This is a genomic window from Clostridium rhizosphaerae, from assembly GCF_016765585.1.
GTDB lineage: Bacteria > Bacillota > Clostridia > Clostridiales > Clostridiaceae > Clostridium_AT > Clostridium_AT rhizosphaerae.
Window position 1 is genome coordinate 1,425,546 of the sequence record NZ_JAESWC010000002.1, and the last position, 12,261, is coordinate 1,437,806.

The following is a 12,261-nucleotide window of genomic DNA, read 5'->3' on the forward strand; positions in this document are numbered from 1 at the left end:
GTATAATCGTGCAACCGTTTGCACTTCATATCTAAATTATAGCTTACTAAAACAAACTCGTCAAGATGTTTTCTGAAAATATTTTCAATGAATTTTATACATATATCTACTTGCAGGTATCATACTATTTTTAGTATGTACTTTGATATATATATTTATGTATAATATATATATATCACTAAATTTGGGAGATGATTAAAATGTCTATAAACTTTACCCATAGACTTGAAGATGCTATGAACTATTTACATAAGAAAGGTGCCTTTTTAACTGTACGTTCCAATGATAGAATTAATACAATGACTATCAGCTGGGGTAATATAGGATTTGAATGGAACAGACCCATTTTCACAGTGCTAGTAAGACACTCAAGATATACTCATGAGCTTATGAAAAATTCAACTGACTTCACAGTAAGCATACCTTTAGATGATAATTTAAAAAAGGAACTTGCCTATTGTGGTTCTAAATCAGGAAGGGATACAAATAAATTTAAGGAATGTAATTTAACTTTAAAGCCTTCAAAATTTGTTTCCTCACCTATAATCTCTGAATGTAGTCTTCATTATGAATGTAAGATAGTTTATAAGCAGGATATGAATCCTGATCTTCTAAGTGAAGATGTTAAAAAAGGCAGCTACGCTTCTGGTGATTATCATACTATTTACTATGGTGAAATAGTAAGCTGCTATGAAAAATAAGTGGAGGACGAACTAAAGTTATCGCAAGCTACGCTTTAAAGTCCGCAGGGATTTGCATGGACAATAATATATAATCTTAGTGATTACTTTGCTACTGTTCTAAGGTTCGTGAAATCATAAAACTAAGAGCCTCTAGGAATTCGCTTTAACTTTTTCTCTCTTAAAAGCGAATTCATAGAGGCTCTTAACTTTTCAATATTGCAAGCCTTAGAACATACGCAAAGGAATCATAAAGTAAAATATTATTTTCTACACAAGGATCTAAGGCCTTTACATCACAGCCTGGCGGCTATTTTATTTTGCAATTATATTAAGTTCTGTTAGCCTTATTATTCTTATCTCTATACATTTCTTTATCAGCTGCACCAAAAATATCATCTGGTGTTAAATCTTCATAGGGATCAATTTGGCATACCCCATAACTAAAACTTAAAGTAATATTTCCAAGTTTTCGTTTAAATAAAGCTTTTCTTATGTTCTCCAATCTATCAATTGCCTTGTCTTTACTGCAGTCAGTAAAAAGTAAGACAAATTCATCACCAGACATTCTTGCATAAATATCTGTTTTTCTTATATTCTCTCTTAATACATCTGAAAATAATTTAAGAGTTTTATCTCCCATATTATGACCATAGGTATCATTAATATATTTAAAGTCATCTAAATCAATAAGTGCTAAACAAACTTCATTTTTGTATTTTTTAATTTTTAAAAGTTCTCTAACAAAAAATTGTTTAAAGTATCTTCTGTTATACAATCCAGTAAGTTCATCAAAGTTTGCCATAAATTTAAGCTTATTCTGTATAAAAAAGTTTTTCAGTGCTAATTGAAGTTCATTTTTTACATAATTCATAAGTTCTATATCTTCATTAGTAAAATTTTTACCTTTAGTGCTGCAATCAACATTTATAAAACCTATAAGTTTATCATCAATATATATAGGTGAACTAATTGTAGAAAATATATCTAAAGCTTCATAGCTTTTCATTCTATCAATTTTCTCAGAATTAACTATATCTTCATCAAATTTATTAGGATTTTTAATTATAGCAGTTTCACTAAAATTATTTATACTATAAAGGTAAACTTCTTCTTTTTTTAAAGTCAGCTTCTTTAATTCATCTGAATATCCTTTTATAGTTCTAAAGTGAAATAGGTTGTCCCCTTCCAGGAGAACAATGCTTCCTTTTGATGCATTTGGTATTAAATTGATTGCAGCTTCCAACATTAGCATATATGTTTCATCTTCAGAAGAAGCTTTAGTTATTTTTTCAGCTACTTCATAAAGCGTATTTTTTACTTTTTCTATAAGTTTTATTGTGTTATTTACTCTTTTTATCTCAAAATACTGTAGTATTATAATCGAAAGCATGAATAATATAGTAATCAAAGCAAATAATCTGCTCTCCATTTTTTCCTCCTAATACCATATATTTTTACTATTGGTTTCATAAATACAATGCGAAAGTTCTAATACATTAATGATGTCCTAAAAATCCTTGAAGATTGAATATTTTATGACATCATTAATGTAAGAACTTTATTGCATTGTATATAAATAAAATTATAATTGTTATTATTAAAGTTTACAACTACTTTATGCCCGATGTAATCGCTTTTTAACGAATATAATTTTAAATTTGATATATAATATTTGTATGCATTATCACTACTGAGCATTATCACTATTGCTAATACTATCATTAATGATATAATGAAGTTATACAATATTTACATTGGGAGGAGAAATTTATTTTGCAAAAAATTGCTTTAATAACTGATAGTTCCTGTGATCTAACAAAAGAAATCATAGACAAATATGACATAAAAATATTGCCTCTTAGAATTATATATAAAGATAAAGAATATATTGATAGAGTTACCATTAGTCCAAATGAGGTTTATGATAATTTAGTAAATGAAATTCCTACTACCTCAATGCCTTCTATGGGCGATATGGAAAACTTATTTTCTCTAATTGAAGAGCAAGGTTATACGCATGTTATAGCTATAACCCTTTCCTCTGGTTTGTCTGGTACTTTTAACGCTTTAAAACTTGTAAGTGAAAATCATTTAAATTTAGTATCATATTTATTCGATTCAAAATCTCTTTCTTTAGGGCTTGGAGCTCTGGTTTACGAATGTGGCAAACTTATTAGTGATGGGAAAAGCTTCGAAGAAATTGTTGATATGTTACCTGCTATAAAGGAAAAAATATCTCTATTCTATGTTGTAGAAACCTTAGAATATCTAAAAAAGGGCGGAAGAATCGGAAAGGTTGCAGGAACTATTGGCGATTTATTAAACATTAAACCAATAATTTCAATAGACGATGAAGGTAAATATTTCACTTATGCAAAGGTGAGAGGAAGAAAGCAATCTATAACAAAGCTTATTGATATAGCAAAAGAAACTTTGGAGACCACTAAAGCCAAAATATTTGTTATGCATGGAGGTGCCTTAGAACAAGGTGAAAAAATCTATGATCTTTTTTCTAAAATGCCAAATGTTACCTCCATTTATTTTACAGACATTAGTCCAGCATTAGGAGTTCATACAGGACCTGGCCTTTTAGGAATAGCTGTCGTAAAGGAAAACTAATGAAATGGATGAATTTGAATTATCTAATAATGATATAAAAGCTGAAGAAAAGCGCCTTTATGAGGAATATAAAAAAAAGCTTGCTGAACTAAAAAAAGTACAAAGAGAAAAGGAAGCTGTAGGTCAGGTTTTTGCAAAAGGTCTTCTTCCTGTTTATGTACTTTATATTTTAAGTTTAGGTTCTACTAACGGTAACGATATTTCTCATAAGATAGGCGAAAGAACTAAAGGTCTGTGGATCCCCAGTACTGGCGGAATATATCCTATTTTGAAAAAATTTGAAAAAGAAAACCTTGTTATTGGCAAATGGGATGATCCCAAAAAGAAAATTCAAAAAATATATACTCTTACAAATGAAGGTCTATTAGAATTTGAAGAGAAAAAAATGCTGCTAAAAAGAAAAATATCTGAGGCTTTAGATGTATTTAAGATAATATATAACGATTTATATAACGATTAATATATGCAGTTTGCTTTTGCAAACTGCATATTTTTTATCATAGTTTGAATAATTAAATACAAAAGGTTTAAAAATATATATTGAAAACAAATTTATAGGAGATGATGAAATGGGTACTGGAAAAAGTGCAAAAGGGACTGTTGGAAAGTTTCCTATGGCTAGTAAGCGTAAAGGCCCGGTTGGTGAAGGAGTAGATTTTATTCAAAAAAATCTTACTAGTGTGCCTGAAATAGATAAAACTCTAAAAAATAGGAAGGAAGACTAATGAAAGGTATAGTTATAGATAGCTACTCAGCTGAATCTTATATTTCTTCAGAAGATGGTATGATTATATGCGTTGGAGTACCTCATATGCCATCTAGTACTAAAAACGGTTCAAATGTCAGCTTGCAGAATTCATCCACTCATATGATAAATCACAGAATAAATCAGTTATTTTTTTAAATCTAATATATATGTTGTAAATAGTTTACAAATATATTATAATAATATCAAATAATATTTGTGCTAGGGGTGCCTTAGGCTGAGAGATGATTTTATTCATCAACCCTTATACCTGATCTGGTTAATACCAGCGTAGGAAAGCGATTTTAGTAGCATTTAAAACCGTATTTCAAAGCTGAATACGGTTTTTTATTTATACTAAATAACTTCTATACAGTACCTCTTAGCACATAAACATAGAGGGGGTATTTTTATGAATAATTTTATACTTAAATTTAAAGGAATAGATTTTAAATCTATTTCAGAAGGTTTTGCAGATGCTCCAAAGCACCCAACTGCTATATTTGCTGTCATAGGTCTATTGGTATTGGCTTTCATTATTTTAAAAGTAAGAAGAGTAAAGCTAAGCACTTCAATTTTGACTCAAATTGGCGTAGCTTTGGCTCTAGGTACAGTTTTAAAAATGGTAAAATTTTACCAACTTCCAAATGGAGGAAGCGCAACTCTTGGTAGCATGGTTCCAATACTTATAATTGCATTATTTTATGGACCAGAAATTGGTATGCTTACTGGATTATTATTTGGTATTATAGACTTTATTTTGGCACCTTATATAATGCATCCAGTCCAAGTACTTTTTGATTATCCATTAGCGTTTACTGCTTTAGGGATTGCAGGATATTTTAAAGATAAGAAAAAACCTTATATGCTGCTTGGAGTTATACTTGCTATCTTAGCTAGATTCTTGTTTCATTTTATCTCAGGAATCGTCTTTTATGGAAGTTATGCTGCACCAGGACAATCTGCAGCTGTGTATTCTTTCCTATATAATTTAAGTTATATTGGCCCAGAAGGAATCTTATGTATTGTTGTACTTGGGATTTTACCGATAAAACAAATATACAAGGTTATGAGCAAGCCTTCTATGAATAATTAACTAAAATAATATAAATTAAAGAAGTAAGTAGAGTTTAAACTTTACTTACTTCTTTACATTAAGAAACTGATATTGCATTAACTGGGCAGGATTGTTCTGCTTCTTGAGCACTATCTATAGCTCCTTCTGGCACTTCATCTGTTGTTACTCCTGCTTTACCGTCGTCCTCCATCTCAAAAACCTCCGGACACAATGATGGACAAAGCCCACAGGATATACATGCATCCTTATCTACATATGCTTTCATGTTGAAATCTCCTTTCGGTCGGATTACTCCACAGTTTTTATGTATTCTAACAAATATATTGTTTCCTAAAAGAAGCTAATTATTACAAAATTATAGAAAAACAAGCCCCTGCATATGTGAAGCTTGTTAAAAAAACTAAACCAGTCTCATAAAATTAGTTAATACACTATTATATTGTTCTAATGAATTTATATATTCTTCTACTTCTCCTGCTTCCATTTTTTCTACCAAATCTAAATCTATTGGGAGTTCAGCTAACAAAGGAATTCCTAAGTTTTTCGCTTGCTCTTCTCCAGATTTTTTGCTAAATACGTTTTGCTTCTTTCCACAATCTCCACAAACTATGTATGCCATATTTTCTACCACACCATAAACTTTTATGTTCATTTTTTGTGCCATTATTACAACCTTTTTAACTATCATTGTAACCATATCCTGTGGTGTAGCTGCAATAACTATTCCGTTTAATGGAATACTCTGCATTACCGTTAACGCTAAGTCTCCTGTTCCCGGAGGCATATCTATTAATAGATAATCTAGCTCTCCCCACTCTGTATCTCTGTACATTTGAGTCAAAACTCCTGTAAGTACTGGTCCTCTCCAAATTACTGGCTGCTCTTCTTCCTCTGTTAAAAGATTTAAAGAAATTACCTTAATTCCAGTTGCTGTTTCAACAGGAAGAAACTTTGCTTCCTCTTGGGTCTTTCCAGAAAGTATTTGAGCTCTCTCTTTATTAATACCAAAAAATCTAGGCATAGAAGGCCCAGTTATATCTCCATCTAAAATTCCAACTTTGTAGCCTAAACTTCTAAGCTTTGTAGCAAGAATACCTGTTACTGTAGACTTACCAACTCCACCTTTTCCGCTCATTACACCTATTATATTTTTAATTCTGCCGTAGCTTGGAACTAATACAGAACAAGTATTTTCTTTATTTCCGCACTTTCCCTTGCTTGAACAGTTATCACATTTACTCATTAAAAGTCCTCCTTTATGTAATAGAAAACTATTATTTTGAAATTATAACTTCATTATAGCATAAAACTTTAAATTTAAAAGCCCAAGATAATTATCCTGAGCTTTATAGCTTTTAACTTATTCATATCTTAATGCTTCAATAGGATCTAACTTAGCTGCTTTTCTAGCTGGATATATTCCAAAGAATATACCTACCGCTGAAGAAAATAATATAGCTCCCACTACAGCTGTTACTGAAAGTGAAGGAGTTATCTTTGCAAAACTTCCTATCGCATAAGCACCTGAAATTCCTAGTATCATTCCTATAATACCACCAATAAGAGATATAATAAGAGATTCAGTTAAGAATTGCAATAGTATTGCATTAGTTGTTGCTCCAATTGCTTTTCTAATTCCTATTTCTCTGGTTCTTTCTGTTACAGAAACAAGCATAATATTCATAACACCTATTCCTCCAACAAGAAGCGATATAGCTGCAACAGCACTAATAAATGCAGTGAAAATGCCAAGTACTTTCTTTACTTGATCTAATTGCTTTAATGCATTTTCTACCTTATATATATCCTGTCCTCTTTTATTATGTCTGCCTTCCAGAATATTTTTTGCACCATTTCCTGCTTCTTCACCCTTATCTTTACTTGTTGCCATTATTGTAAGTCTGTCAATAGCAAATTCTTCTGAATACATTGTTTCAACAAAAGTTATTGGAGCAGTAATTATTGCAGGCATAGAATCTGTATCAAAACTTCCTGCAAAAGGCCCCAAATCCAACTTGGTTACACCAACAATTGTAGCCTTAACAGGAGCCTTCTTGTTTCCAACCTTAATTGTTTTTCCTACTACATCTGTATAGCCAAACATGGCTTTGGCAGAAACTTCATCAATTACTATTACAGGTTTTCCTGCTTCATATTCTCTTTCGTTAAAGCCTCTGCCATATAAAAACTCTGTATTATCTATTGCAAATGCTTCAACACTTGATCCAGTTATGCTTGATCTTTTGTTCTTTGTATCAGATACAGCTACTCCCGCTTTTGATACTACAGGTACAGCATACTTAATAGCACTAACATTATTTTTTATTTGTTCTATGTCTTTATAGGTTATATAATCCGATTGCTCTGCCTTAGTTTGGTTTACTGTAAGGTTAACTGTTGACGCTCCTATTTTGTCAAACTCTCCTGTCATAGTATTCTGCCCGCCTTGACCAAGTGAAACAATAGTTATAACCGAGCTTATGCCTATTATTATTCCTAGCATAGTGAGGAAGGAGCGCATTTTATTTGAAAGTATGCTTTCGATTGCCATTTTAAAATTTTCATAAATACCACTTAATAATTTCAAGCTCTTTTCCTCCTCTACAGAATTATTCTATCCTTTACTTCATAGTCATCAACTATTTCTCCATCTCTAAATCTCACAATTCTTTTTGTGTGTTTAGCAATATCTGATTCATGAGTTACCATTATTACAGTAGCACCTTCGTTGTTTAAATCCTGAAATATTTTCATAATTTCAACAGATGACTTAGTATCTAAATTTCCTGTGGGTTCATCAGCCATAACAACTGCCGGGGTATTTACTATAGCACGTGCTATAGCTACTCTCTGTTTTTGTCCACCTGAGATTTCATTAGGTCTATGTTTCACTCTATCACTTAAACCAACCTTATCAAGTGCACTTAGCGCCCTTTCTCTTCTTTCCTTTTTGGAAACTCCAGCATATGCCATAGGAAGTTCAACATTTTCAAGAACTGTCATTCTTGGAAGAAGATTAAAAGCTTGAAATACAAATCCTATTTCCTTATTTCTTATATGTGCAAGCTCATTATCAGTTAAGTTAGATACATTTTGATTGTTTAGTATATAAGTTCCGCTGTTCATTCTGTCTAAAAGACCAAGTATATTCATCATAGTAGACTTTCCTGAACCCGAAGGTCCCATTATTGATGTAAACTCACCCTTTTCAATTTTCAAACTTACACTTTTAAGAGCTGTAAAATCAATTTCTCCAGTAATATATCTTTTAACTACATTATTAACCTCTATCATTTTTTACCATCTCCTGCCATTTCCTTAACAGCAGCTCCGTCTTTTACTGTTTCTCCTGGATTTAATATTACCTTATCGCCAGCTTTAACTCCTTCAATTACCTGCGCTTCCATATCTGACTGAATTCCAAGTTTAACTTCCTTTTGAACAGCTTTATCACCTTCAACTATAAAAACTACTGATTTACCTGTTTTATCTGTTTTTATACTCTCTGCTGGAACCTTTAGTGTGCTGTTTGCCTGTCCTACAAGTATATCAACATCTGCATCGAAGTCTACTTTTAATCCTTCTGGTTTATCTAAAATATCCACTTCAGCTCCTAAGGTTGTGTCACTTCCTGCTGCAGAAACAGTTTTCTTAGCAGCTGGGTCAACCTCTGATACTTTTGACTTATAATCTTTTCCACCATTTTTTACAACTGCGTCCTGACCTAATTGAATTCTTGAAGAATCATATTTCCCAACTGAAAGTTCTACTTTCAGATTTGACAAATCCTGTACAGTTACGGCAGACTGCACGCCTGCTGTCATTGAAGTTGCTCCTTCTGCTACATTAATTGCAGTAACTACACCATCAATATCAGATATAATTTTATCCTGGCTCTTTGAAAGATTTGATTTTGCACTGTCTAATGCAATTTGAGCTAAGGCTACTGAATTATCTGCCTGCTTAAATTGTTCAGTTGATATAGGTTTTAAAGCGTCACGTCTTCCTTTTAGTGTAGCTTTTGAAGCCTCAGCATTTTGTATCTGCACTGCAGGATTAGATGGATTCTTAGCATCCTGAAGCAATGCTATATCAGCAGGATTCTTGCTAACTTTAAGAGCATTTACCTGATTGTTAAGATTTGATATTTGACTATCCAAATCAGAAATTTGCTTATCTAAGTCTGATATTTGGCTTTTTATATCATTATTATTATTAACAAGCATCTTTTTCTGCAAAGCTGCATTGTCATATTGTATCTGTGCCTGTTTTACTGCTGCATTTACATCCTGAACTTCATATTCTACAAGTACTTGTCCTTGTTTAACCGAATCTCCAACCTTTACATTAACCTTTTTTACTTTACCCTGAAGAGGATAGTAATCCTTTGTATTTTTGGATTTAACAGTTCCCGTAGTTGAAAGGTAAGCTTTAACATCACCTTGAGAAATAGTTGATGTTTTTACACTAACATAACTTACTTTTTTACCTCCTGCAAATCTAAAAGCTATAAGACCGCACACAGCGGCAGCAACTATAATTCCAATAATAATTTTCTTTTTCATATTTTTCTCCTTCTACAAGAAAATTTTCTATTCACCTAAATTTTAACTAACTATATTAGTATACAGACTTTATTTATAGATTTCCATAAATAGTTAATAAATTAACAATTACTTAATAATTTATTCCTACCAACCTGTTGGTCTATCGGTATCAACCTTTGTTGTCCACCGTCCATCCTTTGATTCATCAGATATCCTTATATAATATTTCTTCTGAGTATTGCTCTTTTTGTCCAAAAAAGTAATCTCTGTTTTATATAAGAAAGTTTTATAGCCTACAGTTTTTACTCCTACTGTTATATCATAGTCCTTTGCTTTCTCAGAGACTTTTGGAGTACTCATTAACTCGGCACCTGGCACTTTTGAATTAAGATTTGTCTTAAAATTTTCAAGATCTGTTGACAATATAAACTTGGCTACATCAACATCATCATAAAGATTAATACCTATAGTTTTTCCTGCACCATTTTCTTTATAATACTTCTCTACCTGATTTATTATTGTTTCATAGTATTTACTGCTGAAGTCCTTTGGTTTTCTAATATTCCACAGACTTTTTATTATGTCGTTGTCTATTCTCTTTGATACTACATAAACCTTATCTTCATTATATAAATTTCCAGCCTCGCTCTTATCTAGTCCGGTTATATAGTTAAATTTATATACCTTACTCGAGCTTTCCTGCATCTCAAACACATAATCAGGCTCTAAGGTAGATTTTGTTTGAACCTGTTTAGATGTGGAAAGTATATCATATAATTCTGAAATAGCCTTTTTATCTGTAACAATAAATCTAAAACCTGGATCTCTAGTATTTTGTATTACAATTTTTTTAATTTTACCCTGTTTAATGTATTCAAAATCATTATTTTTCATGCCAAATTTAACTTTAAGCTGATCAATACTACTGCAGCCCGTGAAAAAAACAGCAATTAAGATTAAGAGACATAAACACAGTAAATGTCTTTTTTTCCTCAATATTTTCCGCTCCTTATTTCTACATTTGTTTTGATTTGCCTGTTTTAAAAACACCTTTAAACTTATCAATATTAAACATTAAAACTCCAAGAAATACTACAAATACGCTTATAAATTGTGAAGTTGAAAGAATTCCTACACTGCCTCTAGGATCATCTCTTATAAATTCTATTATAAATCTGCCTATGCTGTACAGTATTAAATATAAGGAAAAAACTCTTCCATCTTTTCTCTCCTTTTTAGCATACCAAAGCAGAAAAATTGCTAAAGCGAAATCAAACACTGATGAGAAAATTTGCGTTGGATACACACAAGTATCTACAGGCCCTAAGGATCCCTCTTTAAATTTTACTCCTATAAAATAGTTCGTAGTTCTTCCATAACAGCATCCAGCTAAAAAGCAGCCTATTCTTCCAAAGCCTTGAGCCAGCGGAAGACTTGGAATAACTAAATCAAATATTTTTAAAATCCCCCAACCTTTTTTTCTACAGTATATGTAAACTCCAAGCGCTCCCCCTATTATTGATCCATAAACAACAAAGCCGCTTCCAAAGTCTTTAAGCTGCTCTGGATAGCTAATTATACTTTTAAATTCAGTTAATATATATAGCAGCTTTCCACCAGCTACTCCTAATATTACTGCCAATATTGCCATATTTAGTATACTGTCTTCATCATAATCTGCCTTTCTCGCCCTATAACTTAGAAGCATTACTGCGGCAATTATCCCTATTGCAATCATTGCTCCGTAACCATAAACATTTAATCCAAAAATATTGAATAAAATAGGCTTCAAAATAAGCTCCCCCCTTTTACTTTCACATAAATTAATAAGAGAAGCAAAAGCTTCTCTTATTCTTTAAAATAAATTATAATACTTTGAAATATTTAAATCAATCTATTATTTATTAGACTCAAAGGTTTCAACAATAGTTTTAAATATAGTTGGCATATTTTCTTTAAAGTTAACATCTCTTACATAAAAAGTAAATCTAAAAAATTTACCTTTATCCTTTATAAAGTATTCATATCCTTTATATTTTGCCGTTTCTGAAGTTTTCATGGTATAGGTTACTAGATAACCATCATGATTCTTAACAACTATAGGGGTAATATTATAATCAGTATACTGAGCGTACTGCTTATTTAATTCATTGCTTTTATCCAGAAAACTTTTTAAATCCTCCTTAATGTTCCATACTTGTACAAAGCCATGTATAGAAGCATCTTCTGAACTAAAATCATTATGATATACTATTTCATCCCCACCAAAACTCTGTTTCTGAGTTGTCCACTCTTTCGGCAGCTTATAGCTAAAATTTAACTCCGGCACGTCATACTTTGTAAGCGAATATATATTATTCTGCATCAATGCCACATATCTAAGTCTTCCATCAAATTTTTTTTCCAAACCGAATAAAACTAACATGAGTCCTATAATTATTACAGTAACACCTAGTCTTTTTCTATTTAATATAATCAGCCTCATACTAACCTCCTTTAATCAGAATCACAGACAATTAAGCACTGGTCTGTCTATTCTCGCCAGCTTTCACCGGCTGGCCAGCCCGTTAATGTCCATTTAGGACATTA

The 12,261-nt window shown here is 31.6% G+C and carries 15 protein-coding genes and 1 riboswitch; of the genes, 6 read left to right on the plus strand and 9 right to left on the minus strand.

What is annotated here, in order from left to right:
• Positions 1 to 200: 200 nt before the first annotated feature.
• Complete coding sequence (locus tag JK636_RS09725; RefSeq protein ID WP_202748627.1) at positions 201 to 701, plus strand: flavin reductase family protein; 501 nt, start codon at positions 201 to 203, stop codon at positions 699 to 701.
• A 310-nt stretch (positions 702 to 1,011) separates the two neighbouring features.
• On the opposite strand, the gene JK636_RS09730 is transcribed toward JK636_RS09725, so the two are convergent.
• Entirely contained in the window at positions 1,012 to 2,112 is a 1,101-nt protein-coding gene (locus JK636_RS09730; RefSeq protein WP_202748628.1) for a sensor domain-containing diguanylate cyclase, read from the minus strand.
• A gap of 344 nt (positions 2,113 to 2,456) precedes the next feature.
• On the opposite strand from JK636_RS09730, the gene JK636_RS09735 reads away from it, so the two are divergent.
• The 5 genes from JK636_RS09735 to thiT all read left to right on the plus strand — a co-directional run bounded on the left by JK636_RS09735 (position 2,457) and on the right by thiT (position 5,143).
• A complete protein-coding gene (locus tag JK636_RS09735; RefSeq protein ID WP_202748629.1) occupies positions 2,457 to 3,302 on the plus strand; it encodes a DegV family protein in 846 nt (281 codons plus the stop codon).
• Between the two features lie 4 nt (positions 3,303 to 3,306).
• A complete protein-coding gene (locus JK636_RS09740) occupies positions 3,307 to 3,762 on the plus strand; it encodes a PadR family transcriptional regulator (protein WP_202748630.1) in 456 nt (151 codons plus the stop codon).
• A 109-nt stretch (positions 3,763 to 3,871) separates the two neighbouring features.
• Positions 3,872 to 4,027, plus strand: coding sequence for a hypothetical protein (locus tag JK636_RS09745; RefSeq protein ID WP_202748631.1), 156 nt, complete (start codon positions 3,872 to 3,874; stop codon positions 4,025 to 4,027).
• The gene (locus JK636_RS09750) at positions 4,027 to 4,206 is read left to right on the plus strand and encodes a hypothetical protein (protein WP_202748632.1); all 180 of its coding nucleotides are present in this window, start codon (positions 4,027 to 4,029) and stop codon (positions 4,204 to 4,206) included. Before JK636_RS09745 ends, JK636_RS09750 begins: the two co-directional genes overlap by 1 nt.
• A gap of 55 nt (positions 4,207 to 4,261) precedes the next feature.
• A riboswitch (TPP riboswitch) is annotated at positions 4,262 to 4,362 on the plus strand.
• A 97-nt stretch (positions 4,363 to 4,459) separates the two neighbouring features.
• On the plus strand, positions 4,460 to 5,143 hold the full coding sequence (gene thiT, locus JK636_RS09755; protein WP_202748633.1) for an energy-coupled thiamine transporter ThiT: 684 nt from the start codon (positions 4,460 to 4,462) through the stop codon (positions 5,141 to 5,143).
• Between the two features lie 58 nt (positions 5,144 to 5,201).
• Here the strand turns inward: thiT and JK636_RS09760 are convergent, their stop codons facing one another.
• The 8 genes from JK636_RS09760 to JK636_RS09795 form a co-directional block, all read right to left on the minus strand.
• On the minus strand, positions 5,202 to 5,390 hold the full coding sequence (locus tag JK636_RS09760) for a ferredoxin (RefSeq protein ID WP_034568349.1): 189 nt from the start codon (positions 5,388 to 5,390) through the stop codon (positions 5,202 to 5,204).
• Between the two features lie 135 nt (positions 5,391 to 5,525).
• Positions 5,526 to 6,368, minus strand: coding sequence for an Mrp/NBP35 family ATP-binding protein (locus tag JK636_RS09765; RefSeq protein WP_202748634.1), 843 nt, complete (start codon positions 6,366 to 6,368; stop codon positions 5,526 to 5,528).
• A 117-nt stretch (positions 6,369 to 6,485) separates the two neighbouring features.
• Positions 6,486 to 7,676: an ABC transporter permease gene (locus tag JK636_RS09770; RefSeq protein ID WP_202748808.1), complete on the minus strand. Its 1,191-nt coding sequence runs from the start codon at positions 7,674 to 7,676 to the stop codon at positions 6,486 to 6,488.
• A 50-nt stretch (positions 7,677 to 7,726) separates the two neighbouring features.
• Entirely contained in the window at positions 7,727 to 8,419 is a 693-nt protein-coding gene (locus tag JK636_RS09775; protein WP_202748635.1) for an ABC transporter ATP-binding protein, read from the minus strand.
• Positions 8,416 to 9,690, minus strand: a complete 1,275-nt coding sequence (locus tag JK636_RS09780; RefSeq protein ID WP_202748636.1) for an efflux RND transporter periplasmic adaptor subunit — start codon at positions 9,688 to 9,690, stop codon at positions 8,416 to 8,418. The genes JK636_RS09775 and JK636_RS09780 overlap by 4 nt, the downstream gene beginning before the upstream one ends.
• A gap of 126 nt (positions 9,691 to 9,816) precedes the next feature.
• A complete protein-coding gene (locus JK636_RS09785; protein ID WP_207751708.1) occupies positions 9,817 to 10,668 on the minus strand; it encodes a YhfM domain-containing protein in 852 nt (283 codons plus the stop codon).
• Between the two features lie 19 nt (positions 10,669 to 10,687).
• Complete coding sequence (locus tag JK636_RS09790; RefSeq protein WP_202748637.1) at positions 10,688 to 11,464, minus strand: prolipoprotein diacylglyceryl transferase; 777 nt, start codon at positions 11,462 to 11,464, stop codon at positions 10,688 to 10,690.
• A gap of 105 nt (positions 11,465 to 11,569) precedes the next feature.
• Positions 11,570 to 12,157: a PsbP-related protein gene (locus JK636_RS09795; RefSeq protein ID WP_202748638.1), complete on the minus strand. Its 588-nt coding sequence runs from the start codon at positions 12,155 to 12,157 to the stop codon at positions 11,570 to 11,572.
• Between the last annotated feature and the right edge of the window lie 104 nt (positions 12,158 to 12,261).

Coding starts and splice junctions, on each gene's coding strand:
- JK636_RS09730 (WP_202748628.1), bottom strand. CDS start 2,112: ATGGAGAGCAGATTATTTGCTTTGATTACTATATTATTCATGCTTTCG.
- JK636_RS09770 (WP_202748808.1), bottom strand. CDS start 7,676: ATGGCAATCGAAAGCATACTTTCAAATAAAATGCGCTCCTTCCTCACT.
- JK636_RS09750 (WP_202748632.1), top strand. CDS start 4,027: ATGAAAGGTATAGTTATAGATAGCTACTCAGCTGAATCTTATATTTCT.
- JK636_RS09745 (WP_202748631.1), top strand. CDS start 3,872: ATGGGTACTGGAAAAAGTGCAAAAGGGACTGTTGGAAAGTTTCCTATG.
- JK636_RS09725 (WP_202748627.1), top strand. CDS start 201: ATGTCTATAAACTTTACCCATAGACTTGAAGATGCTATGAACTATTTA.
- JK636_RS09760 (WP_034568349.1), bottom strand. CDS start 5,390: ATGAAAGCATATGTAGATAAGGATGCATGTATATCCTGTGGGCTTTGT.
- JK636_RS09740 (WP_202748630.1), top strand. CDS start 3,307: ATGGATGAATTTGAATTATCTAATAATGATATAAAAGCTGAAGAAAAG.
- JK636_RS09765 (WP_202748634.1), bottom strand. CDS start 6,368: ATGAGTAAATGTGATAACTGTTCAAGCAAGGGAAAGTGCGGAAATAAA.
- JK636_RS09780 (WP_202748636.1), bottom strand. CDS start 9,690: ATGAAAAAGAAAATTATTATTGGAATTATAGTTGCTGCCGCTGTGTGC.
- JK636_RS09775 (WP_202748635.1), bottom strand. CDS start 8,419: ATGATAGAGGTTAATAATGTAGTTAAAAGATATATTACTGGAGAAATT.
- thiT (WP_202748633.1), top strand. CDS start 4,460: ATGAATAATTTTATACTTAAATTTAAAGGAATAGATTTTAAATCTATT.
- JK636_RS09795 (WP_202748638.1), bottom strand. CDS start 12,157: ATGAGGCTGATTATATTAAATAGAAAAAGACTAGGTGTTACTGTAATA.